Origin of the sequence: Pseudomonas sp. rhizo25 (assembly GCF_031931935.1) — a bacterium.
Classification (GTDB): Bacteria; Pseudomonadota; Gammaproteobacteria; order Pseudomonadales; family Pseudomonadaceae; genus Aquipseudomonas; species Aquipseudomonas synxantha.
Window position 1 is genome coordinate 187,867 of sequence record NZ_JAUJXA010000009.1, and the last position, 23,528, is coordinate 211,394.

General features: G+C 59.9%; 22 protein-coding genes and 2 tRNA genes. 8 read left to right on the forward strand and 16 right to left on the reverse strand.

Annotated features, from left to right (window positions below; all coding sequences use genetic code 11):
* Position 1: 1 nt before the first annotated feature.
* On the reverse strand, positions 2-520 hold the full coding sequence (locus tag QZR30_RS19815; protein WP_068966766.1) for a sigma-70 family RNA polymerase sigma factor: 519 nt from the start codon (positions 518-520) through the stop codon (positions 2-4).
* Positions 521-721: 201 nt separating this feature from the next.
* On the opposite strand from QZR30_RS19815, the gene QZR30_RS19820 reads away from it, so the two are divergent.
* Together QZR30_RS19820 and QZR30_RS19825 are read left to right on the forward strand one after the other, a co-directional pair.
* A tRNA-Val gene (locus tag QZR30_RS19820) sits at positions 722-797 on the forward strand.
* Positions 798-816: 19 nt separating this feature from the next.
* A tRNA-Asp gene (locus QZR30_RS19825) sits at positions 817-893 on the forward strand.
* Positions 894-1,173: 280 nt separating this feature from the next.
* On the opposite strand, the gene QZR30_RS19830 is transcribed toward QZR30_RS19825, so the two are convergent.
* Positions 1,174-2,682 carry an MFS transporter gene (locus QZR30_RS19830; protein WP_311904002.1) on the reverse strand — a complete coding sequence of 503 codons (1,509 nt, stop codon included), beginning with the start codon at positions 2,680-2,682 and terminating at the stop codon, positions 1,174-1,176.
* Between the two features lie 104 nt (positions 2,683-2,786).
* Between QZR30_RS19830 and QZR30_RS19835 the strand changes: the two genes are divergently transcribed.
* Positions 2,787-3,686, forward strand: coding sequence for a LysR family transcriptional regulator (locus QZR30_RS19835; protein ID WP_059397163.1), 900 nt, complete (start codon positions 2,787-2,789; stop codon positions 3,684-3,686).
* 1 nt (position 3,687) lies between these two features.
* Here the strand turns inward: QZR30_RS19835 and QZR30_RS19840 are convergent, their stop codons facing one another.
* Positions 3,688-4,821, reverse strand: a complete 1,134-nt coding sequence (locus QZR30_RS19840) for a catalase family protein (RefSeq protein WP_046072529.1) — start codon at positions 4,819-4,821, stop codon at positions 3,688-3,690.
* A gap of 29 nt (positions 4,822-4,850) precedes the next feature.
* Complete coding sequence (locus tag QZR30_RS19845) at positions 4,851-6,659, reverse strand: c-type cytochrome (RefSeq protein WP_068966770.1); 1,809 nt, start codon at positions 6,657-6,659, stop codon at positions 4,851-4,853.
* 247 nt (positions 6,660-6,906) lie between these two features.
* Between QZR30_RS19845 and QZR30_RS19850 the strand changes: the two genes are divergently transcribed.
* The 4 genes from QZR30_RS19850 to QZR30_RS19865 all read left to right on the forward strand — a co-directional run bounded on the left by QZR30_RS19850 (position 6,907) and on the right by QZR30_RS19865 (position 9,251).
* Positions 6,907-7,647, forward strand: coding sequence for an FKBP-type peptidyl-prolyl cis-trans isomerase (locus QZR30_RS19850; protein ID WP_043050311.1), 741 nt, complete (start codon positions 6,907-6,909; stop codon positions 7,645-7,647).
* 345 nt (positions 7,648-7,992) lie between these two features.
* Positions 7,993-8,448 (forward strand): YkvA family protein, encoded by a 456-nt coding sequence (locus QZR30_RS19855; protein WP_043050312.1) that lies wholly within the window; start codon positions 7,993-7,995, stop codon positions 8,446-8,448.
* Positions 8,449-8,544: 96 nt separating this feature from the next.
* Positions 8,545-8,883, forward strand: a complete 339-nt coding sequence (locus QZR30_RS19860) for a helix-turn-helix domain-containing protein (RefSeq protein WP_046069033.1) — start codon at positions 8,545-8,547, stop codon at positions 8,881-8,883.
* Entirely contained in the window at positions 8,880-9,251 is a 372-nt protein-coding gene (locus QZR30_RS19865; RefSeq protein WP_005786715.1) for a hypothetical protein, read from the forward strand. The genes QZR30_RS19860 and QZR30_RS19865 overlap by 4 nt, the downstream gene beginning before the upstream one ends.
* On the opposite strand, the gene QZR30_RS19870 is transcribed toward QZR30_RS19865, so the two are convergent.
* The 8 genes from QZR30_RS19870 to QZR30_RS19905 all read right to left on the reverse strand — a co-directional run bounded on the left by QZR30_RS19870 (position 9,248) and on the right by QZR30_RS19905 (position 18,936).
* On the reverse strand, positions 9,248-11,017 hold the full coding sequence (locus QZR30_RS19870; protein ID WP_059397165.1) for a bifunctional diguanylate cyclase/phosphodiesterase: 1,770 nt from the start codon (positions 11,015-11,017) through the stop codon (positions 9,248-9,250). The genes QZR30_RS19865 and QZR30_RS19870 overlap by 4 nt on opposite strands.
* A gap of 119 nt (positions 11,018-11,136) precedes the next feature.
* Positions 11,137-13,218: a carboxy terminal-processing peptidase gene (locus QZR30_RS19875; protein ID WP_233518718.1), complete on the reverse strand. Its 2,082-nt coding sequence runs from the start codon at positions 13,216-13,218 to the stop codon at positions 11,137-11,139.
* 324 nt (positions 13,219-13,542) lie between these two features.
* The gene (locus tag QZR30_RS19880) at positions 13,543-14,196 is read right to left on the reverse strand and encodes an HAD family hydrolase (protein WP_046069031.1); all 654 of its coding nucleotides are present in this window, start codon (positions 14,194-14,196) and stop codon (positions 13,543-13,545) included.
* Between the two features lie 33 nt (positions 14,197-14,229).
* A complete protein-coding gene (locus QZR30_RS19885; RefSeq protein WP_046069030.1) occupies positions 14,230-15,219 on the reverse strand; it encodes an ABC transporter ATP-binding protein in 990 nt (329 codons plus the stop codon).
* Positions 15,216-16,016, reverse strand: coding sequence for an ABC transporter permease (locus QZR30_RS19890; RefSeq protein WP_046069029.1), 801 nt, complete (start codon positions 16,014-16,016; stop codon positions 15,216-15,218). The genes QZR30_RS19885 and QZR30_RS19890 overlap by 4 nt, the downstream gene beginning before the upstream one ends.
* Positions 16,003-16,839, reverse strand: a complete 837-nt coding sequence (locus QZR30_RS19895; RefSeq protein ID WP_311904029.1) for an ABC transporter permease — start codon at positions 16,837-16,839, stop codon at positions 16,003-16,005. Before QZR30_RS19895 ends, QZR30_RS19890 begins: the two co-directional genes overlap by 14 nt.
* A gap of 5 nt (positions 16,840-16,844) precedes the next feature.
* Positions 16,845-17,651 (reverse strand): alkaline phosphatase family protein, encoded by an 807-nt coding sequence (locus tag QZR30_RS19900; protein ID WP_124400055.1) that lies wholly within the window; start codon positions 17,649-17,651, stop codon positions 16,845-16,847.
* Positions 17,652-17,859: 208 nt separating this feature from the next.
* The gene (locus QZR30_RS19905; RefSeq protein ID WP_043050320.1) at positions 17,860-18,936 is read right to left on the reverse strand and encodes an ABC transporter substrate-binding protein; all 1,077 of its coding nucleotides are present in this window, start codon (positions 18,934-18,936) and stop codon (positions 17,860-17,862) included.
* 350 nt (positions 18,937-19,286) lie between these two features.
* Here QZR30_RS19905 and QZR30_RS19910 point away from each other — a divergent pair, with 350 nt between their 5' ends.
* The gene (locus tag QZR30_RS19910) at positions 19,287-20,012 is read left to right on the forward strand and encodes a UTRA domain-containing protein (protein WP_046069026.1); all 726 of its coding nucleotides are present in this window, start codon (positions 19,287-19,289) and stop codon (positions 20,010-20,012) included.
* On the opposite strand, the gene QZR30_RS19915 is transcribed toward QZR30_RS19910, so the two are convergent.
* From QZR30_RS19915 to QZR30_RS19930, 4 genes are read right to left on the reverse strand one after another with little or no spacing between them, the layout of a single operon-like run.
* The gene (locus tag QZR30_RS19915; protein WP_057023760.1) at positions 19,993-20,955 is read right to left on the reverse strand and encodes a metal ABC transporter solute-binding protein, Zn/Mn family; all 963 of its coding nucleotides are present in this window, start codon (positions 20,953-20,955) and stop codon (positions 19,993-19,995) included. The two genes, QZR30_RS19910 and QZR30_RS19915, sit on opposite strands and share 20 nt — an antisense overlap.
* Positions 20,955-21,854, reverse strand: a complete 900-nt coding sequence (locus tag QZR30_RS19920; protein WP_046069024.1) for a metal ABC transporter permease — start codon at positions 21,852-21,854, stop codon at positions 20,955-20,957. The genes QZR30_RS19915 and QZR30_RS19920 overlap by 1 nt, the downstream gene beginning before the upstream one ends.
* Positions 21,851-22,597: a metal ABC transporter ATP-binding protein gene (locus tag QZR30_RS19925; protein ID WP_046069023.1), complete on the reverse strand. Its 747-nt coding sequence runs from the start codon at positions 22,595-22,597 to the stop codon at positions 21,851-21,853. The genes QZR30_RS19920 and QZR30_RS19925 overlap by 4 nt, the downstream gene beginning before the upstream one ends.
* Positions 22,594-23,514 (reverse strand): metal ABC transporter substrate-binding protein, encoded by a 921-nt coding sequence (locus tag QZR30_RS19930; protein ID WP_311904014.1) that lies wholly within the window; start codon positions 23,512-23,514, stop codon positions 22,594-22,596. Before QZR30_RS19930 ends, QZR30_RS19925 begins: the two co-directional genes overlap by 4 nt.
* Positions 23,515-23,528 lie beyond the last annotated feature (14 nt).

A 23,528-nucleotide genomic window follows, 5' to 3' on the forward strand; every position in this document is an offset into this window, starting at 1 on the left:
ATCAGGTGTCCATACTGTGGCTGCAATGCATGAGCGCCTTGATCAGGTATTTGCGCACAGTACGCTCTGACAATTTGAGCTGCCGGGCGATTTGCTGTTGGGTCAATTCTTCGAGGTAATACAGCACAAAAGCCTGGCGTGAATATTCGTGCATGCCTTCCAGGATAAACGCAATCTGCTCAAGGGCCTCGAGCGTTGTGTGGATTTGCTCTGGGGATTGAACACCTTCGAGCGCGTCCACCGTGAGGGCCAATTCCTGCAGATAAGCTTGTTCAATCTGTCTGCGTCGCGCTTGGTCGATAAGCAGGCGCCTGGCGGTGGTGCTCAAGTAAGCCCGGGGTTCGCGAATGCTGGCCACGGTTTCACGCGCGTTCAAGATGCGTGCAAAGGTATCCTGCGCCAAGTCGGCGGCGTTCTGCCGGCAACCCAGCTTGCGCCGCAGCCAGGTGAGCAGCCAGCCATGATGCTCGCTGTAGAGCTGGGTAATTTCCCGTTGGAATGGCGGTTCACCCACAGGCATAGGCGTGGCTCGGGCGTTATTGAGAATGGTTTTTAATTGTGCAGCCAAGCGCTGGGTAAACGCAATAGACTCGCGTTTACAGGAGCAGAAGCCCGTTTTTATTCGGGTTAACCTTGGGTCAAGAAAATATTTAAAATAAAGTGCATTTAAATCAAGACATTGCGGATTTTTGGTGTATGATGCCGCCCACACCGAAACGAAGGGTGATTAGCTCAGCTGGGAGAGCATCTGCCTTACAAGCAGAGGGTCGGCGGTTCGATCCCGTCATCACCCACCATTCGCTTCAAGTGTTACGCGCAGCGGTAGTTCAGTCGGTTAGAATACCGGCCTGTCACGCCGGGGGTCGCGGGTTCGAGTCCCGTCCGCTGCGCCATATTCGGCAACTTGGAACACTGAACGCCAGGTCGCCACAGAAAGCCCGCTCATTGAGCGGGTTTTTTTTCGTCTGTGATTTGTTTATTCAGCTTTTTTCTTGCGCCGCGGGCGCCTTGCCAGGTGCTCGAAGCAGAAGGATGCCGTGCCAAACACGGCGATTATGGTCAGTACGATCATGCCGAGGGTTGAGCTTTCCACGGTGGCTTCCTACACAATGATGGGATAGGTCATCACGGTAGAGACGGGCTGAAGGCCGCTCAATAGAGCTGACGCAATGCTTACGGCGCCCGGCTGCTTGTTACGCATTCTTTATGTGCGGCGGCCGCTGCTGCAGGTTGCCTGCCAAGAAAAAGATAAACGATTACGGCAGTGATCAAGGTGAACGCCGCCAATAGCTGCAATAAAGTATTGAATCCCGAAGCGTAGGCTGTGCGCAATTGCGCGAGTGGGATCTGGCCTACATGTTGCAGATCGCCTATCACCAGGTGTTGCGCGATGTTCGAGGCAGCGCTGGCCGTGGTGCCCGCGCTCAAGTGGCGGGCCACCAGTGCACTTAACACCGCCATGGTAATGGCGAGCGCCACGCCCTCACTGGCAACGCGTGTAGTGTTGAAAACCCCCGCCGCCATGCCGGCTCGCTCCTTTGGTGCCACGCTTATCGCCATGCCATCCATCAAGCCCCAAGGGATTGCAGTACCCGCACCTGTCAGTAGCATGGCGGCGATGAGCTGCCCATGGGTGTTGACGTTGCTCATCCAGGCAAGGCCTACCGCTGCCATTACAAAGCCGAGGGCGCACAGTGAGCCGGCGTGCAGCCAGCGGGTCAGCGACGCGGCAATAAGCGGCACAATCAGCATCGGCGCAGTCAGTGCCAGCATTGTTATCCCCGCTTGGAACGGGCTGGCGCCCTCAACGCCAATCAGACGAATTGGCAGCAACACGATCAGCACGATGTAGCAGTAACAGGTACCAATCGGCAGGATCTGCACGCCCACGAAGCGTGGGAGCCGAAACATTCGCAGTTCCAGCATGGGCTGTTGCGTGCGCGTTTCCACGAGGACAAACGCCATGGCACACACGATTGATACGCCCAGCAGTGTGTGTATCGTCCAATTGTCCCAGCCATACCACGGGGCCAGAATCACTGCCGTTGTGAAAGCGATCAGCAAACCGGAAAACGTCATTACCCCCAGCGTATCCAGCCGTTGGGCTTGGGGGTTGCGGCTTTCACGCATGTTTGGCACGGCGAACACCAATGAGACGACCGCCAGCAGGCCAGTGAAAAGAAAGATCCCGCGCCAGCCCAGCGTCTCTATCAGCAGTCCTGACAAGAGCGGGCCGAATGCCAGGCCAACGCCGAACGTGGTGCCCAGCAAGCTGAACGCCTGGGTGCGGGCATGGCCTTCGAATTCTTGTGCGAGTGCCGCCGAACCGCTGGCCAACGCCGCAGCCGCGGCGATACCTTGCACGCCGCGAAGCAGGTCCAGCCAAACGAGGTCGGGCGCTCCAGCCAGCAGTAGGGAGGCGCCTGCAAAAACGCTCATGCCACTGATAAACAAACGCTTGCGTCCGTATAGGTCAGCGAATGTGCCCGCTGCCATCAACAGGCTGCCGAAACTGAGCATGAAGGCGTTGGTGACCCAGGCCAGTTGCGTGGGTGTGGCTGCAAATGCCCGGCCAATGGATGGCGTAGCCACTGCTCCGCCGGTGAAGCTTAAGGGCAGCACCAGCGCTGCGAGGCAAATCGCGGCGAGGGTCACCCGCGCTGGTCGTATAGAGGTGATCATGTCTGTTGTCCTTGGAAAGGTAACAGTCACTCTATTGAGGATGTAATCATGAATAAACAGGCTTATATTCCGATGATAATGGATAAAAAGGATGCAATTGGCCTGTGGACAGCCTTAGCGGTGTTATTTCGTTCGTAAAAACGGCCGAAGCGCTCAGCTTCATTGGGGCGGCCCGTGGCCTTGGTATTTCCGCGTCGGCAGTCGGCAAAAATGTCGCCAAGCTTGAGGCTTCGCTGAATGTACGGTTGCTGCACCGCAGCACGCGCAAAGTCAGCCTTACTGCCGAAGGACAGTTGTTCTATGAGCGCTGTCGCAAAATTCTCGACGATCTGCAAGACGCTCGCGCCATGCTCAGTGACAGCGTGCAGCAACCTCGTGGCCGCTTGCGTGTGAGCCTGCCGACCATTGGCTATCGCTTCCTCATGCCGCACATGCAGGCGTTTCGCGACGCCTATCCAGACATCGAATTGGAGTTGGATTTCAATGATCTGTTGGTGGATGTGATCGAGGAGGGCTTTGACGTGGTGATTCGCAGTGGCGCCCTGGCCGACTCGACATTGATGTCGCGCAGGCTGGGGCCCTTCAGGTTCTTGCTGTGTGCGTCGCCGGGTTATTTCCAGCGCAAGGGTAGGCCGCAGGTGGTGGCTGATCTTGAGCAGCACGAATGCCTGCTGTATCGATTTGCCACCACCGGTAAACTCATGGACTGGACCTTATCTGCCAACCCTGCGTTTACCCAATTGCGCCTGCCTGGCGTAATGACCTTGAACAACATGGAAGCCATACTTTCGGCCGCGATTGATGGCCACGGCATCGCCTTTGTTCCGGACTTCCTGGCGCGCGAGGCCTTGGCCCAAGGACGGCTGGAAAGTGAGCTGGACGACCAGTGCAGCGACCAGGGGCAATTCTGGGCGCTGTGGCCGTCAAGCCGGCATTTGTCACCAAAAATCCGCGTGTTCGTGGACTTTGTCGCCGGGCGTCTATTTCCTGCTTTCCCCGGTTGATCTATGGCGCGTTGCGGCTGTGCCGGTAATCGCTGACCGCTTCATACACCGCCTTGCGCAACCGGTTGATGCCGCCAATAGGGCGGTGTGCTTCTAGACCGAACCACGGATTGAACGACTGGTTGTCGCAGGCCAGGTTCTGCGCGGGCGTGTCGAAGTCCTGGGCGGGGATTCTGACCTTCGCCACGGTTTCATAGGCTGCGTCACTTTCCTTCCATTCGATGCTGGTGTCTTCGATGGGCATGAACTTTTGCGGGTTCTGCCGCTGGATCTGCAGGACGAAGCACGCCGCTACACGGTCGGTGGACAGTTGTTGTGTGAGGGCGCTGCGCAGGAAGTTCGGCAGGGCCTGATTCTGTTTGGGCAGCACATAGTCCGGGCAGCTTTGCGGGTCTGGCGCGACGCGGAACTTGGCGTTGGCCGCACCGAACTTGTAGGGCGAAACGGAGAAGTAGGTGGTCTGCGTCGGGCTGGCGGGTGCGGGCGCCAGGGTGGCCAGGGCAATAAACAGGTGGCGCACTTGCCAGCTGCGCGGGTCGAGCTTGGGGAAGAATGCCAGGACCTTCTTGCCGTCCGCCTGCGCGCCGATGTTCTGCGCATATTCCGCTACATCGCTGACAAAGAAATTCGGATGACTGAACATCACGAAATCCTGCTCCGTGCGTGTTTGCTGGTCGGCCATCAGCTGTTTGCCGGGCACATCCAGCAGCTTGATCGCCATGCCGCGGGCGTCGCGGATGCTGTCGAACTGCGGGTAGGCGTTGCCGTTGGACAGGCGCATGGTCGCCTCCCAAGTCTTGCCCGGTTCGGCGAACACTCCCTGGCGCAATGCTGGGTCGAGATCGGCCAGCACACTGACTTCGGCTTTCACGCAGCCATGGGCCTTGGCGTGGGCATCGCGCAGGTATCGGGTGCCTTCGCGATGCTGGTCGACGATGCGGACTGCGGTCTGGATGATGCCTTGGGTCATGGCCGCTTCACCCGGTGGGATCTGCTCATCCGGTGACACCGGGCCGCTGTGGCGCCAGGCGAACCAGAGGGTCGCCAGTAGCCACCCCAGCAAGCCCAGGCCCAGCAGCCACAGCAGGGTTTTGCCGAGAAAGGCGCCAAGGCGCAGCCACAAACGAGCGAGCATGGAACGGTCCTTGTTTTGCGATCGGATAATCATGGCAGTTGATGCTCCAGCGGGCCGCCCAGCACTTTGAGGTATTCGAGCAGCGCCCAGCGTTCCTGCGGCAACAAGCCACGACCGATGACGCCATTGCCGCGCGCACCTGCACGGAATTCGTGGCCGCTGTTGTGGTTACCGGTGATCCGGGTATCGAACAGGAAGGCATTCTTGAAGGCGGCGCTTTCAAAGCCCAGGTGGCGAGGGTCGTAATTGAAGGTGCCCTTGTAGAAGGTGGTGCTGCGTTCGTCCTGGGGCGACAGTAGTTGGTAGATCGTCGGCACCGAGCCGTTGTGCAGGAACGGCGGGGTGGCCCATACGCCTGCCAGTGGCCGCGCTTTGTAGGCACGTAATTCACGTACGCCGATGGGCAGGCCGAATCCGTCCAGTTGTGGGCGCTCCGTTGGGGTCACGCCGGCAGCGCGGTAGGCATGTTCTTCGACAAAGGCAGTGACGTAGGCCAGGCCCTGGGCCACGGACATGTTTTTCAGGTCCAGCGGCGCGGTAGGCGTGGGGTGCAATTGGACATCCAGCTGGGCCAGTTCGGCCGGGTCCCATTGCAGGGCACTGAGGTCGTAGCGCTGGTCGGCAATGTTGCTGGCGGTGCCGGGGTCGGTGCCGATGTAGTCCACAGGCAGCATTTTCAATTGCTGTACTGGGCGCCCGTTTTCCTCGGTAACAGTCGGTACGTGGCAGCCAGCGCAATTTTCGGCGAAGAGTGCACGGCCCTGGGCGGCGAGGGGTTTGTCGATGGCGCCGAACAAGTCTTCCGGCCAGGTTGGCGGCTTGAGCCGTTGCAGGGTTTCTTCGATCAGGTGCAAGTCGCGCACCCGCACGCTCGACGGGTAGCGGGCATCGCCCTGGAGCGGTTGGCCAGCACTGTCGAAGAATGCCAGGGTCGCACCGACGCCAAGGGCTTCACCGATATTGCGCGCCATGGGTTGCTGGGCCGAGCCGTTCCATTGCACCCAGTCGAAGGTCCAGATATCCCACAACTGCGGGTAGTCCACAGGCGCGTCGGCGATGCGGTAATTGCCTGGGGAAATGGCGTCGCCAAAGCTTGCATTGGCGATGCGCCCAAAGGCGTCAGTGCGGCCGGGACCTTCTTCGGTGGGGTAGAGGCCGCGATGGGTGTCATTCCAGGCGACCTTGAGGAACTGGTCCAGCGATTGCTTGAAGTCCTTGCGCAGTTGGTCGTGCTGGGCATCGTACCGGTCACCCAAGACTTTGCGGGCGAAGCGCTCGAACTTCCACGGGTTGTAATAGGTAGCGGCAAGGCTGGCGACCAGCGCCTGGCCGAAACTGCCGCCGCGCAAGGTAGGGACGCTGGAGGGTAATACATGTTGCGCAGAGCCACCGTCGATGCGCAGGGCCTGGCCTTTGAAGTGCAGTTCGCCGGTGTGGCAGGCGGCGCAGGTGATGTCCAGGTACTGAACCTTGCTGTCGGCGTTCTGGTGTCGGGCGAAACCCACTGGCAGGTTGCCTGGGTTCTGTGTGGTGGGAAGCTGCTTGGGGTCGACCAGGAAGCCGAAGCGCGCCAGGTACTGCGGCGCGGCAAAGCGTTGCTCGGAGAACGGCAACTCCAGTGCGGTGAACCAGTCGTAGTGCAGGCCTTTTACCTGGGTGCCCTGGGGCGTGAAGTAATAGACCTGGCGGTCAGCGGCACTCCATTGATCCTGATAGTGCACCTGCTGCACTGGCACGTAGTCCGGCAGCTTGGGGTTAATGGTGTAATAGAGCACCACGGCCAGGATCAGGCCGAGGGCGATGAGTATCAGGAGTAAAACACGGGAAAAAATGCGCAAGATAACTATCCTTGTCGAGTTATCGCATCGTTATGCCACTACACCACAGGTGCGGCAAGTAGCCAGTAGTCTGGTTGCAGGCGGCCCCACGATCCGTCGCGGTGCTCCATAATGAATGAAAATGCTTTTAAACACGTGAACTTATCGGAAGTTTCCTGCTCACATGCCGGTAGCCATTGGTCGTGGCCGCCTGATAAGCTCGCGACTTTATTCAAATGCCCTTTTGGCGCATGAACAAGGAAATAGCATGAAACAGCATCGGTTGGCGGCGGCGGTGGCCCTGGTTAGCCTGGTACTTGCGGGTTGTGATTCGCAGACCAGCGTAGAGCTGAAAACCCCGGCGCAGAAAGCTTCCTATGGCATCGGCCTGAACATGGGCAAGAGCCTTGCCCAGGAAGGCATGGACGACCTGGACTCCAAGGCTGTGGCCCAGGGCATTGAAGATGCCGTCGGCAAGAAAGAACAGAAGCTCAAGGACGACGAATTGGTCGAGGCGTTTGCCGCACTGCAAAAGCGTGCCGAAGAACGCATGACCAAGATGAGCGAAGAGTCGGCAGCCGCCGGCAAGAAATTCCTCGAAGACAACGCCAAGAAAGACGGCGTCGTCACCACCGCTTCCGGCCTGCAGTACAAGATCGTCAAGAAGGCCGACGGCGCCCAGCCCAAGCCAACCGACGTAGTGACTGTGCACTACACCGGCAAGCTCACCAACGGCACCACCTTTGACAGCTCCGTGGATCGCGGTAGCCCGATTGACCTGCCGGTCAGCGGCGTGATCCCGGGTTGGGTCGAAGGCCTGCAACTGATGCACGTTGGCGAGAAGGTCGAGCTGTACATCCCGTCTGACCTGGCTTACGGCGCCCAGAGCCCGAGCCCGGCGATTCCAGCCAATTCCGTGCTGGTATTCGACCTGGAACTGCTGGCCATCAAGGACCCAGCCAAGGCAGACGCTGCTGAAGCACCTGCTGCACCAGCCGCCAAAAAGTAATCGGCGCCTGAACAGACAACGCCCCGTCTCGACGGGGCGTTGTTGTTTCTGCCGGTTCAGTTTTGTTGCCGCAGAGCTAAGTGTGGCGGGCAAGCTTGCCCTACAGTGAAATCCGATAGAACCCACGGCAGCGGAAACAGTCTGATATAAGACTCGAGCACGGGTAGCCGCACGCGCATGCCAAGTCAATGAAATCTTGGGTTTTTTTTATGTGCGCAAAAAACGCCCGATCTGACTGCGAGCCTTGTAGAGCGTGGCTTTCAGCCGATAAAACAGGCTCTGTTCACAAGGTTATCCACAATTTGTGTGGATAACCTTTTATATCGCCTGGAACTGGAGTGACCGATGAAACCACCCTTCAATTTCACCCGTTTCCTGCCTATGGCGGCTCGTCTGCTTGGTCGGGGGCGCTTACCGACCCTGCTGTTTGCCGTCGCGGCCAAAGGCTCAAGCCAAGGCAACCGGCTGGGCCAGCTCAAGGATGATCTCAAATTGCTCCAGGCCCTGTGCCTGGCTTACTGGCGCGGCGAATACAGGGCGATCAGCCCCAAGGCGCTGATCTCGGTGGTGGCGGGGCTGATGTACTTCCTCAGCCCGATTGATGCGATCCCGGACTTTATCCCCATGTTCGGCATGCTCGACGACATCGCCGTGCTGGCATGGGTCATGAAGACCCTGAGCGGCGAACTGAGCGCCTTTCGCGCCTGGCGCGACGGGCAACGTCCGGAAAAACTGGCGGTGGTTGAGCGCCTGCCTGCAACGCCTGAACTGCTGGCCCAGGAAAACCCGCAAAAAAACTAATGATGCTGGGTATCCCCTACGACCTTTGTGGCTGTTAGGATTACACTTCTAAGGAAAGAACTTACTTAGTAAGTGTTTTTATCCTACGGGGCAGTCATGGATATCCAGATCATTTCACGCAATGGCGAACCCGAGTATGCGGTGTTGCCATGGGACCAGTACCAGGCGCTGCTAAAAGCTGCCGGTCAGCAGCAACCTACACTCGCTCCTTCACCTGTCGCCCCCATCGTCACCGATCAGGACCTGCGCCCGCTAGCAGACCTGCGCGGCCTGCGTGAAGCCAAGGGCCTGGCGATCGAGGCCTTGGCACGCACGGTGGGGATCAGCCCCTCGTATCTTGGATTGATTGAAAGTGGTGAACGCCAGCCGGATGCCGCCATTCGCCGCAGCCTGGCTTGGGAATTGGGCGTTGCAGGTTGGAGGGATGAGTCTTGAGCCTACGTATCAGCCGTCAGCACTGGGATGGATTACTCAATGAACTGGACCAGGCACGTCGCCAGCGCCATTTGCTGACGTACCGGGCGCTGCTGGAGCGCCTGCAGTTCCCGACCCCGGCCATGCAGACCCTGGCCGCCGCCCTGGAACACCTGGCGGCGCTGGATGCCAAAGCCGAGCAGCCGCTGCGCAGTTCACTGGTGATAAGCCAGGGTGCCAGCCGCCTGCCGCGCACCGGTTTCTTTGAGTGTGTGGAGCGGCTGGGGCGTTTCAGCGGGCCGTCTGATGGCGTGGCCGCTGCGTCCTGGCATGCTTCGGAAGTGGTGCGGGTGTTCGAGTACGAGTACCCGGAATCTGCCGAGGCCTAAAGCGCCTGGGGGACTCTGTCCATGCTGTCGATCACATGGATGCTGTAGCCCGCCACATCCTTGGCATGGTGTTTTGCTTGTGAGGCCAACTCCGCCAGCTGGCTGGCATCGAGCCGCTCACAGGCTTGTGGGTACAGATGCACCACGCCAATGGACAGCGACAGCAGGGCGAACTCCTGGCGCACGCCCTGGCGGTTGAGTGCGACAAAGCAGCCAGCATCAACGTGCTCGGGGCGGTAAAAGCGTCGACATTGGGTGTGGAAGTCATCCAGCAACTGGTTAAGCCGCTTGCGCCAGTCTTGCGGGCCCAGCACCAGCAGAAAATCATCCCCACCGATATGCCCGACAAAGTCGCGGCTAGGGTCAACCCGGTCGTTCAGGCACTGCGCCAGACATAGCAGCACTTCATCTCCACGCCCGTAGCCGTAGATGTCGTTGAACGGCTTGAAACTGTCGATATCCACATAGCAGATCACCGACTCGCGCTGTTGTTGCAATAGTCGTGTCAGGCACTGCTGGATCGGCACGTTGCCGGGTAGCAAGGTCAATGGGTTGGCGTAACGTGCCTGCTGGATTTTCAGTTCGGTGATCAACTTGAGCACATCGATGACCCGGCCCAAGCCCAGGTAATCGCCGTTCAAGGTGATGATGAAATCTTCTTCGATGCGCTGTCGCGCGCGACTGGTCAGCAATCGACTGACCTGTTGCAAGGACTGGCTCAACTCCACCGCCAGGAAGTCACTGCTCATCAAGCGGCTGATGGGTTTGCGCGCGAATAGATCCGTTGCGAACGGCTTGAGCAGCGCGTCCGACAACGAATGCCGATGCACAATACCGACGGGGCGACCGCAGCCATCCAGCACCGCCAGCGAATTGAGGTTGGCCTGGCGACGGAACGATTCGAGTACTTGGGCCGTGGCAGTCTCTTGATCCACCGCTGGTTGCTCATTGAGCAGGGCACTGAGGTCACTGCCTTCGTCATTGAGGGCAGTGGCGGCGTTATCGAGTTTGGGCAGCATCAGGCGCGCTTCCTGAGGCGGATGCTCCTGCGGGCGGCAGAGCAGGTAACCCTGGATCAAGTCGACACCCATCTCGGTCAACACTGCCAGTTCCTCCGGTCGTTCGATCCCCTCGGCAATCACTTGGGCGCGGGATGCCCTGGCGATCTGCAGAATCGAGCCGACAAATTCGCGCTTGAGCGCGTCCTGGTGAATGCCGTCGATAAAGTGCCGATCGATCTTCACGTAGTCCGGACGTAGCTCCGACCACAATCGCAGGCTGGAATAACCGGCACCCAGGTCATCAAGGGCTATGGCAAAGCCCATGTCGCGGTAATGGTGCAGGGCGGTTTGCAGCAGGGCGAAATCATCGGTGGGCGTCTGCTCGGTGAGTTCGATCACCACCTGACTGGGCGCAATACCGAAGTCGCGCAGCAGTTGCAGGGTGCGCCCCGGCTGATGCGCAGTCTCCATCAAGGATTCCGGCGAGACATTGAGAAACAGCTTGCCCGGCAGTTTCTGATCACTGAAACGCCGGCATGCACTCTCCCGACACGCCATTTCCAGCTCGCTCAGGCGCCCGGCCTGGCGGGCCACGCAGAATAGCGCGACGGGGGAGTGCAGGGGGCTGTTGGACGGGCCGCGGCTGAGGGCTTCGTAACCGAGAATTCGCCGCTGCGACAGGCAAATGATCGGTTGGAACAGGCTGTGCAGACTGCGTTGAGCCAGGATTGAGCCCAATGCATTCAGCTGTTCGGTCATGGTCATAGCGATCTCGATCGAAAAAAAAGGACCGCAGGCATAAAGCCTGCGGTCCTTTCATTTCACGACAGAATGATGTCTATATGATGACACTCCATGGAGCGCTCACATTAAATTGCCATCATTTACTGCTTGGCCACCTGCTTGGTGATTTTCAGGTAATCGAGCAGGATCCGGCCGGTTTCGGCCAAGTAGGCGTCATCTTCCGGCTTGGTTTTATCGGCTTCGGCCGGCAGTGCGTCTTCATCTTCTTTCTTCAGCTCTTTGAGCGGATCTTCACCTTTGGCCTTGCGGCGGGTGTTTTCCAGCACCAGTTGCTGGTTTTCGATGCTGGAGTGCTGTGCACGACGATCCGCTTCGTTGAGGCTGACGGTTTTCTCTTCCATCAGCTTCTTGGCCAGGGCCAGCTTGTCACGGATAAACACGAACTCGGCATCCTTGGCGGAGCGGGTGTCGTGGTCAGCCTTCAACTGCGCCAGGAACGGCTTGAAAGGGTCCGACGCCGGCTTGATCGCAGGGCGGATGGTGTCCCACGGCATGGCTTCAGGCAGGGCGCTTTCGCCGATTTCCTTGGTGTCGATGATCGACGGGAAATCGATATCCGGCAGCACGCCCTGGTGCTGGGTGCTCTGCCCGGATACGCGGTAGAACTTGGCCAGGGTCAGTTTGAGCTCGCCATGGTTCAGCGGCTGGATGGTTTGCACGGTGCCTTTGCCGAAGGTCTGGCCGCCGATGATCAACGCACGGTGATAGTCCTGCATGGCGCCGGCGAAAATCTCCGAGGCCGAGGCCGAGAGACGGTTGACCAGCAACGCCATCGGCCCCTTGTAGAAGGCGCCCGGGTTCTCGTCTTCCAGCACGTCGACGCGGCCGTCAGCGTTGCGCACCAACACGGTCGGGCCCTTGTCGATAAACAGGCTGGTCAGCTCGGTGGCCTCCTGCAGGGAGCCGCCGCCGTTGTTGCGCAGGTCGATGACTACGCCGTCGACTTTGTCTTTCTGCAATTCCGTGAGGATTTTCTTCACGTCGCGGGTGGTGGACTTGTAATCCGGATCACCTGCACGGAAGGCCTTGAAGTCCAGGTAGAAGGCCGGGATTTCAATCACGCCCAGCTTGTAGTCCTTGCCATCCTGCTTGAGGTTGAGGACTTTCTTCTGCACGGCCTGGTCTTCGAGCTTCACCGCTTCACGGGTGATGGACACGATCTTGCTGGTCTGGTCGTTCGGTGCATTGGTGTGCGGAATAACTTCCAGGCGCACTACGCTGCCTTTCGGTCCACGGATCAGCTTGACCACTTCGTCCAGGCGCCAGCCGACCACATCGACCATCTCTTTGTCAGCCTGGGCCACGCCGATGATCTTGTCCGCCGGGGCGACCTGTTTGGTTTTGTCCGCCGGACCTGCCGGCACCAGACGTACGATCTTGACCTGGTCGTTGTCGCTTTGCAGGACGGCACCGATGCCTTCCAGGGACAGACTCATGTTGATATCGAAATTTTCCGCGTTATCTGGCGACAGATAATTGGTGTGCGGGTCGTAGGACATCGCAAAGGTGTTGATGTAAGCCTGGAAGATATCTTCGGCACGGGTCTGGTCCAGGCGCGCCAACTGATTCTTGTAGCGCTTGGTCAACAGCTCCTGAATGGCCTTGGGCTCTTTGCCGGCGATCTTCAGGCGCAGCACTTCGTCCTTGACGCGTTTGCGCCAAAGGTCGTCGAGGGCTGCGGTGCTGGTCAGCCACGGAGCGTCCTTGCGATCCACCAGAAGGGTTTCCTTCTGGGTGAAGTCGAGCTTGTCGATGCCTTTGTCCAGCTCACCCAAGGCGAAGTCCAGACGCGCCTTGACGCGGTCCAGGTAACGCTTGTAGATGGTGAAACCGGGCTGCAGGTCGCCACTCTTGAGGAAGTCGTCGAATTGCGTCTTCCATTTGTCGAACTCAGCGATATCGCTGGCCAGGAAGTAGCTGCGCGACGGATCCAGCAGCTTGAGGTAGCTGTCGTAGATGATCACCGAGCGAGCGTCGTCCAGCGGCGGCTTGCTGTAGTGGTGGCGCTTGAGCAACTCGACGACGTTGAGGCTGGCAATCACCTCATCGCGATCAGGCTGAAGATTGTCCCAGCTGTTGGCTGCGAACGTATTGGTCGACATCGACGCGAAGCCGAGACCAATGAAAAAAGCTAAGGCGGTGCTGGGGAACAGATGCTTCATGCTGATTCGACGCGGGGGCAATTGATAACGCATATTAGGCCGTCTTTGAGGGAGCCGGTTCCATATGGTCCGGTCGCATAATGCAAAAAGCCCGGCACTACTGCTACGGGCTCAGTCCAGACTCACTATGGAGGCACAGTGAGAGCATTGCAAGGCGTTGAGGGGCATGTCGAGTGGTGTAAGAGCTTGGTCCTACATGCAATGTAGGGCGAGTTCGTGTTGACGTGATGGCCGCGGGTACTCATCGCGCTGAATATTCCCGAGTTGTCATGCGACCCATGTGGGAGGGAGCAAGCCCCCTCCCACATGTATATATCGAACAGTTCAGACCCAATGATGGATCGGCCAGCCGGCCTGTTCGGCGTGGGTGCGCAACACCGGGTCCGGGTTCACTACCTGCGGGTGGTCGACCTTGAGCAAAAGCGGCAGGTCATTGCGCGAATCCGAGTAGAAATACGCGCCCTCCAGGGTTTCCCCTTCCTGCTCCAGCCATTCCAGCAAGCGCGTGATCTTGCCTTCGCGGTAAGTCAGTACACCCACGGTACGGCCGCTGTACACGCCGTGGCCGACGTCCAGGTTAATCCCCAGCACTTCGTCAATACCGATGCGCGCCGCAATCGGCGTGACCAAGTGAGTGCCCGATGCGGAAATCACCAGGATCCGGTCACCATTCGCACGGTGGCGGGCGATGGTCTTGGTGGCGTCGCTGTAGATCAGCGGCTCAATCACGTCTTCGACCCAGGGCTCCACCAGATGATCGATCTCTTCCGGGGTGCGGCCGATCATCGGCTCCAGGCTGAAGTCCATGAAGTCTTCCATGCGCAACTCGCCACGGCTGTAGGCGTCCATCAATTCGTTGTTCCTGCGCATGAACGACTCAGGGTCGACCCAGCCCAGGCGGCCCATCTGTTCGCTCCACAGGGTGGCGCAGTCGCCGTGGATCAGGGTGTCGTCCAGATCAAAAATTACCAATGCCATCCGTCATGTTCTCTCTCAATAGGTCGCTGCCTGTCAGGCTACTTCACACAGGGCGCTGGGGTCGATGGAAAGTGCCAGGCGCTGGCCGTCCGGGTGCAGGTCGTCGGCCGAGCGGTTGAGCACGTCCACCACCAGCTCTACACCGCGGGCTTCGATGCGGTAGCGGATCACGTTGCCCAACAGGCTGTGGCTACGCACCAGCGCATCCAGTTCGCCATTGCGGCTCAGCTCGATGGCTTCCGGGCGAATGGCAATACGGCTGTTGATCGGGCGTTGCAGCAGTTGAGTGGCCTTGTCGGCGTCCAGCAGGTTGTAGTTGCCGATAAAACCGGCGGCGAATGCATCCACCGGCGCAGTGTAGAGCGTCTCGGCATCGCCGCTCTGCACAATCTTGCCCTGGTTCATCAGGAAGATGCGGTCAGACATGGTCAGGGCTTCTTCCTGATCATGGGTCACGAAGATCGTGGTCAGCCCCAGCTCGCGCTGGATCTGGCGGATCTGTTCGCGCAAGTGCTTGCGAATCCGTGCATCCAACGCCGACAGTGGCTCATCCAGCAACAGCAGGCGCGGGCGGGTCACCAGGGAGCGGGCGAGGGCCACACGCTGGCATTGGCCGCCAGACATCTGGTGCGGATAGCGACCGGCCAGGTCCTTGAGCTCCACCAGTTGCAGCACTTGCTGCACACGCTTGTGGCTGTCGTCGGCGTTGACCTTTTGCATGCGCAGGCCAAAGGCGACGTTCTGTTCCACGGTCATATTGGGGAACAGCGCGTAACTTTGGAACACCATGCCGATATGACGTTTCTGCGGGCTCAGGGGCACGATGTCCTGGCCATCCAATAGGATCTTACCGCTGTCCACCGAGGTCAGCCCGGCAATGCAGCGCAGCAGCGTGGACTTGCCGCAACCGGACGGGCCGAGCAGGGTGACGAACTCGCCCTTGGCGATTTCGCAGTTGATATCACTGAACACCGGGGTACCGGAGTAGCCTTTTTGCAGATGTTGGACGCTGACGAAGCTCATTGGCTTTTGTCCTTGTTCAAGATATTGGCGGCCCAGGTCAGCACCAGCACGAAGAAAAAATAGGAAATCACCACGGCGCTGGTGAAGTGGCCGCTGCTGTTGCGCATGTTGTTGAGGTACACCTGCAAGGTCTCGTAGCGGGTGCCGACAAGGATGTTGGCGAATACGAACTCGCCGAACAGGAACGAGAACGATAACAGCAGCGCCACCATCAGGCCCTTGCGCAGGTTGGGCAGCACCACCAGGATCGCGGCTTGCCAGGTGCTGGCGCCGAGCAGTTGCGAGGCGTCCATCAGGTCGCGCAGGTTAATGGCCTGCAGGTTATTGGTGATCGCGCGGTACATGAACGGCAGCGCCACGGTGAAGTAGCAGCCGATCAGGATCCATGGCGTGCCCACCATCGCTAATGGCCCGGAGCCATATAGTTGTAGCAGGCCCACCGACGACACCACCGGCGGCACCGCAAAGGGCAGCAGGATCAGGATGTTCATCAGCGCGTCGAGCCTGGGGAAGTGGTAATGCACCACGAACAGCAGCGGCAGGATCAGCACCACTGAGAGAATCAGCGCGCCCACGCACACTAGCAATGATTGCCCGAATGCCATCAGGAAGCGCGGGTCGCTCCACAGCTGTACATACCATTTCACCGTGAAACCGGCAGGCAGGATGGTGGCTGACCAACTGCTGGCAATGGAATACACAAAGGTGCCAATCAGCGGCAGCACCAGGATCAGGAACAACAGGTACACCACTACCCGATGGTAGAGGGTGGCCGGGCCGGCATCAGCGCGTGACATGGTAGCTCCTCTTGAGCAGCAGTTGATGGACCACGGTGACCACCGTCATCAGCGCTACCAGCACCACCGCCAGGGCGCTGGCCATGTTCGGGTCCAGCGACACATCGCCGGAGACCAGGCCGGCAATGCGGATCGGCAGCACGTTGAAGTTTCCTGTGGTCAGGGCATACACCGTGGCGTAGGCGCCCAGGGCATTGGCCAGCAGGATCACGAAGGTGCCCAGCAGTGCCGGCGTCAGCACCGGCAACCCGATATGCCGCCAGAACTGCCAGCCATTGGCGCCGAGCAGGGCAGCCGACTCACGCCAGTCTTCGCGCAATGCGTCAAAGGCTGGGTAGAGCAAGAGCACGCCGAGGGGAATCTGGAAGTAGGTATAGAGGATGATCAAGCCGGTTTTCGAGTACAGGTTGAAGTCCTGAATGATCCCGGCCTGCTTGAGCATGATGGTGATGCTGCCGTTGAACCCCAGCAGGATGATGAACGCGAAGGCCAGGGGCACGCCGGAGAAGTTGCTGGTCATGTTGGCGAACGCGGTGACGAAGTTGCGCAGTGGCGAATCCACCCGGCGCAGGGAGTAGCTGCCCAGGATGGCGATGATGATGCCGAAGATGCTGGAGTAGAAACTGATCTCCAGGCTGAACTGGATCGCCTGCCGGTAGAACTTCGAAGTAAAGATGCGGGTGAAATTTTCCAGGCCCCAGCCGGACTCTTCGGTCTGCAGGCTGTTGATCAGCACCCACACCAGCGGCGCAATCTCGAACACGATAAAGAACAGTGCGAAGGGCACCAGGCAGAGCAGGGCCAGCCATTTGCCGCGGGTCATTGAATTCACTTGAGCAGCTCCCGGCACACAGGTTTGTCGTGTAGTACGCCGAGCAGTTCACACACCGTGCCGCACAACTCGGTCTGTTTGGGCGCGGCATTGCTGTCCAGGCTGAATCCGTCGCCGAGTACAAACAGTGGTACTTCGCGCTCTTCTGGCAATAGGCCATTGTGGGAGCGATCGTTGTTCATGCCGTGGTCGGCGGTAACCATCACCTGGTAGCCGGCGTCGAGCCAGGCTTGCAGATAGTCGGCCAGGATGATGTCGACCGAGCGTGCGCTGTTGCGGTATTGCGCGGAGTCGAGGCCGTGCTTGTGGCCGGCGTCGTCGATGTTCATCGGGTGCACGAGCAGCAGGTTCGGGGCGTGCTTGAGCCGCAGGCTTTCGGCATCGGCGAACAGGTGGGAATCCGGGTAATGGTCGTGCCAGTAGAAATGCCCATGCTGGATAGCCAGCGCTTTGTCGTCGGTGTGGCGATCTCGGGCGGCGAGAAAGGGCGTGCGGTTATACAGCTCACTGACCCAATGGTAAGCCGCCGCTGCCGTAGTCAAGCCTGCATCGGTGGCGTAATGGAAGACGCTGCGCTGGTTGGACAGGCGCGAGACGTTGTTGTGAACGATGCCGCTGTCGATTGGCGGCACGCCGGTAAGGATGCATTCATACAGCGGGCGGGACAGGGCGGGCAGTTCACATTCCAGTGTGTAGAGGGCTGCGCGTCCTGCGCCGACATAGGCCTGCAAGTGCCCCATGGCGTGCCTGGCGACCTCGAAGTTCAGGCCGTCGAGCACCACAAGGATGACATTGTGCTTCATGGGGGAGAGCGCTCCGCAGCAATAGACTTGGCTAAATTCCCCTGGAGGAACGAGGTCAAAAATGTGGGAGGGGGCTTGCTCCCGATAGCAGTCGATCAGGCAATGAATTGTTTGAATGACACACCGCTATCGGGAGCAAGTCGAATCGTCGCACCGCCCCTCCCACAAACGCCCCATTCCACATGGGGCTGCAAAGTGGGCTGGTGGCTTACTTCATTTCTACGATGACCTGCTCGTTCCACAGCTGCGGCAGCTTCTTGGAGGTCGCTTCCCAGGCATCGGCATCCTTGATCGGTTGCGGATTGGCCTTGGTGTATTGCTCGCCCGGGATCAGGTTCTTGGCGATGTCGGCCGGCAGTTTCAGGTCGGTTTCAGCGCGGATAGGACGGGCATTGCCCTTCGCCAGGTTAAGTTGGCCTGCATCGCTGAAGATGTACTCGCGGGTCAGCTTCGCGGCGTTCGGGTGCTTGGCGTATTTGTTGATGATGGTGGTGTAGCCGGATTTCACCGAGCCATCCGAGGGGATCAACACCACGTAGTCATCCGGGTTGGCCATCTTGGCCTTGTAGCTCAGGCCGTTGAAGTCCCAGACGATACCCACTTCGACTTCGCCTTTTTCCATGGTGGCGATGGTCGGGTTGGACAGCGAGAGGCGACCTTGCTGGGCGATCTTGGTGAAAAATTGCAGGCCCGGGGCAATGTTCTTCTCGTCGCCCTTGTTGGCGATGGCGGCGGCGAGTACCGCGTTGGACGCCTGGGCGGCGGTGCTCACGTCACCTACCGACACCTTGTACTTGCCGGTCTGCAGGTCAGCCCAACTGGTCGGAACCTCGGAGCCGTGCAGCAGCTTCTTGTTGACGATAAAGGCAATGGTGCCTGTGTAGGCCAGGGCCCAGTGACCGTCTTTGTCTTTGGCCCAGTCCGGCACCTGTGCCCAGGTAGAAGGCTTGTACGGCTGGGTGACTTCCTGTTTCACCGCGATGGGGCCAAAGGCCGCGCCAACGTCGCCGATATCGGCACTGGCGTTGTCTTTTTCGGCTTTGAACTTGGCGATTTCCTGGGCCGAACTCATGTCGGTGTCGATGTGCTTGAGGCCATAGGTGTTGGCCAGGTCTGCCCAGGTACCTTTCCAGTTGGCCCAGTCATCGGGCATGCCGACGCTGTTGATGGCGCCTTCCGCTTTCGCGGCGGCTTCGAGCGTTTTCAAATCGGTATCAGCGGCCATGGCGGCGGTGCACATGGCAATGGTCGAGCCTAACAGTGATGCCAGGAAAAGCTGTTTCATCCGAAGCTCCTTTGGGCGTTTTCAACGCGGCGTTTTATATGAACGTTAGCGGTGGTTTGGTCTAGGTCAGCAATACCTGAGCCAATCTAGGCCCGATGGATGACAGTTTCATGTCGATGTCGTTTTCAAAGCGCTGATGTCGCTCAGCGCAAACTTAGCGTAGACCATGCCCAAGTGCCCGCAGGCCCTGGACTTGGCCGATGTATTGCAGGGTGTGGTAGGAAAGGCTACGCCCGCTGTCATCTGTCGGTCATCTGTAATGCCTAGGCTGGCACGCGACAGCAAAAGCCCAGATAGCGCACGTTCTGTGCACCCGAACGGTGCTGGTCTAGTCCAAATAGGTAACGTTGATGCGTGATGAGGCAATCAAGGCGGTAACCTCCATTGGCCTGGCGCTGCAAGAGCAGATCGACCATGGCCTGTTGCCGCCAGCCAGCAAGTTGCCCGCCGAACGCAAGCTCAGCGAGTTGTTTGGTACCACTCGGATTACCGTGCGGGAAGCCTTGTTACAGCTGGAGGCTCAAGGGCAGATCTATCGCGAAGAGCGTCGTGGCTGGTTCGTCTCGCCGCCGCGACTGGCCTATAACCTGATGCAACGCAGCCACTTTCACGCGATGGTCAGCGACCAAGGGCGTGTGGCCTCCACTGAAGTGATTTCAGCGCGGCTGCAACCGGCGTCGGCGGCAGTGTGTGCATGGTTGCAATTGCCGGCGCTGTCCAGCGTGATCCAGATTTGCCGCAGCCGCAGGATCGACGGGCGTCTGGTGCTGTACGTGGAGCACTACCTGAACCCCCGGTATTTTCCGGGGATCCTGGCGTGTGATTTGAATCAGTCGATGACCGAGCTGTATGCGCGCAAGTACGACTTGCACTATGGACGGGTGCGCTTTGAAATCGTGCCGACTTCCCTGCCAGTGGAGGCCGCCGCCGCGTTGCGCGTGTCGGTGGGCAGCCCGGGCTTGCGCATCGCCCGGGTCAACTATGACCAGCACCAGCGCCTGATCGATTGTGACCTGGAGTTCTGGCGTCATGATGCGATTCATGTGGGGGTGGATGTCATGGCGTCAGCGTCTTGATCACCTGATCCGCATTGGTTTCCAACTCGGTCACAGGGTCGGCACCGTCCACATTCAACACCAGCAGCGTGGAGCCGCCGGCAGTGACAGCCGCTTTCACCGTCTCACTTGGTTGACGGTGGTGCAGCACTATCACCACATCGTTGTCCTTCAAGTCGGTACTGAGTTTCTGCAGCGCCTCAGGCGTCCAGTCGGCATCGGGTCGCGCATCGGTGCTGACCAGTTCCAGGTTCAAGCTGCTGACCAAGTAGGCAAAGTGATCGCTCAAGCTGACCACGCTCAGGTTGTCAGCTTTTGCCAGTCGCGCCTCGCTATCGGCGTTGAGCTTGAGCAGACGTTGCTTGAGGGCGGCCAGGTTGGCGTCGATCTTCGGTTTGGCGCCCGGTGCCAGGCGGCTCAGGTCGGCGGCCATCACATCGGCCATGCGCCCCATATTGTTGCTCGATTGCCAGGGTTGACTGTTCAAACCATCGGCGCCGCCGGGTTGCACGGCGATCCCTGGCAAGCCGCCGTCTACCGGGCGTGCGGCATCCACTTCCACGATACGGATATTGCTGCGACGCGCCACCGGGTACAGCGGGTCATCGGCCCACAGGGAACGCAGGCCGATGGCGGCGTCGGCGTCCTGTGCCAAGGTATTGAGTGCCGCAGCACCGCGGCCGGTGAAATAGGACACCTGCCGCGAGCCTGGCAGGTTGGCGGGGGCCGCACGTTCAAGCTGCACGTCGGTGCCTTTGAGCAGCACTTCGGCCAAGCCGTAGGTAATGGGCAGCGAGGCCAGGACCTTGACCGGTTTTACCGACTTGGCCTTGGTCAGAGCGGCATGGCCGAGGCCGTGGTTGGCCTTGAACTCCTTTGGATCGAAACCATCAACGGCGGCCAGCGCCGAAGTACTGATCAAGCAAGCGATGGCCAGGGCCATTGGGCGAAAGACAGGGCGCATTATCCAAGATTCCCTTTGAGGCTGGGCACGGTGCCGCGGGCAATGGCGGCGAAGGCAAAGGCGATACCGGCAACCAGGATGATTGCGGCGCCGGACGGGATCGGCAGGTCGAAGATAATCGGCAGCAGGATCCCGAACAGGGTGCTGACGGTGGCGATGACGACCGACACCCAGAAGAACCCCTTGAGCGACTGGCTCAACAGGCGTGCGGCGGCGGCCGGAATCACCAGCAGCGCACCGACCAGGATCGCGCCGATGACCTTGACCGCCGCGACGGTGATCAGTGTCACCAGAATCACGAACAGATAATCCAGGGTTTTCACCGCGACACCACGCACCGCCGCCAACTGCGGGTTGAAACTGGCAAGCATGATGCGGTTGTACAGCGGCAACGCCAGGGCCATCACCAGCGAACCGACGATTGCCAATACCAATAAGTCGTTGCCATTGACCGTCAGCACCGAGCCAAACAGCACGTTCTCCAGGATATGCACATTGATCTTGCCGGCCAGGATCAGCAGCAGGCTGGCGCCCAGTGCCAGGGACACCGACAGGAACACGCCGATCAGGGTATCCGGCGCCAGGCCGGTACGGTTGCGCAGGTAGTTCAGCAGGATGCCGAACAGCAGGCAGTAGCCGAACAGGCTGCCATAGGGCCCGGTGTAGGGTTCGCCGAGCAGGATACCCACGGCCACGCCGGTCAGTGCGGCATGGCCGACCGCTTCGGAGAAAAACGCAAAGCGCTTGACCACCACCAGCGTACCCAAGCCGCCCAGTACCGGGCCGATCAGCAAACCGGCGAGCAGGGCGTTGACCACAAACCCGTAGGCCAGGGCTTCTGGCAGGTAACCGGAAGAGGCCCAGCCCTGGACCATCAGGCGAAAGGCTTCATAACTCATTGCGCCGCGCTCCGAGGGTGAGTGGAGAACAGGGTCAGCAGGCGGTCCGGGGTCAGCGCTTCTTTAGGCGTGGCGTCGAACAGCACACGGCGGTTCAGGCCAGTGACATGGTCGGCCAGGCGGCCGACGGCTTCCAGGTCGTGCTCGATCCACAGCACGGTGATCCCGGCCAGGCGCCAGTCATTGAGCAAGCGTTCGAAGACCTGGATGCCGGCTTCGTCGAGGGCCGACATCGGCTCATCCAACACCAGCAATTGCGGCGCCGGGATCAGGCCCTGGGCCAGTAGGACGCGCTGGCGTTCGCCACCGGACAACGCGCCCATGCGGCGCTTGCGCTTGTCGTGCATGCCTACCCGTTCGAGCGCTTCGCCAATGGCGGCGGCGTAATGCTTGGACAGGCCCAGGAACGCCGGGCGGCGCTGGCACATGGCGGCCATGAAATCATCCACGGTCATCGGCAAGCCACGGTCAAACTCCAGTGCCTGGGGCACATAACCGATGGTGCCGGGCGTGGTCGGCCACTCCAGGCTCAATCGGCCCTGGTGGGGCGTCTGCCCCAGCAGGGTCTTGATCAGCGAGCTTTTGCCGCCGCCGTTGGGACCTACCAGTGCGTGGATGCTGCCCGGCTGTACCTGGAAACTTACGCTGTCGAGGATCACGGTGCGCCCGAGGGTCAGCGATACCTGGTCGAAGTCCAGGGTCGGACCGACGCTGACTACGTTCAGTTGCTCTGCCGCCGTCATGCCCCCGACTCCTGGATCGCACGGATCACGGTGTTGAGGTTGCCGGTCATTTCCACTTCGTACTTTTCAGCGCTGTATTCGCCATAGGAAATATGCGACAGCGGGTACAGCTTGACTCCGGATTCACGCTGGATGGTGTCAACGTAGGTGGACGGGAAATCCATCTCCGAGAAGATCACCTTCACATCCAGGGCGCGCAGCTCATCGATGGTTTTCTTCAACTGGCTGGGGCTCGGTTCGATACCGTGGGCCGGCTCGACTACGGCGGTGACTTCCAGGCCGAATTCGCGCAGCAGGTAGTCGTAGGCGGCATGCACCGTTGCTACGCGCAGGTCCGGGTTGGGGGCGCTGGTCAGCTTGGCCAGGGCGTCGGCGCGCATCTGGCGCAGGCGCTTGCCGTAGGCGCGGGCGTTCTGGGTGTAGGCCTTGGCGTTGTCCGGGTCGAGCTTGCCCAACTCGCGGGCGATGTTATTGACCTGGGCTATCGAGGCACTGATCGACAGGAAGGTGTGCGGGTTGACCACCTTGCCTGCGCCGCGTGCGGCATTGCCGGTCGCGGCCAGCAGCGGCACGTTGGCGTTGGCTTCGATCACCGGGATGTCCGGGCGCTCGCTGGTGGCAATCATGCGGTCGGCAAAGTCGTCATGGCCGACGCCGTTGAGCACGATCACATCCAGCGTGCCGATGCGCTTGATGTCTTCGGCGCGTGGCTCGTAGGCATGGGGGTTGAAGCCGGCCGGGATCAGCGGCACCACCTCGGCTTTGTCGCCGACGATATTGGCCACATAACTGTAATAAGGGTGCAGGGTGATGCCGATACGCAGGCGCTTTGCCGCATCGGCATTCGCCAGCGGGGCGAGTATCAGGCTGAGAAAGCTGACCAGCAACAGGCGCAACAGGGGCGATGAAATAGACATGGGCAATCGGTCTT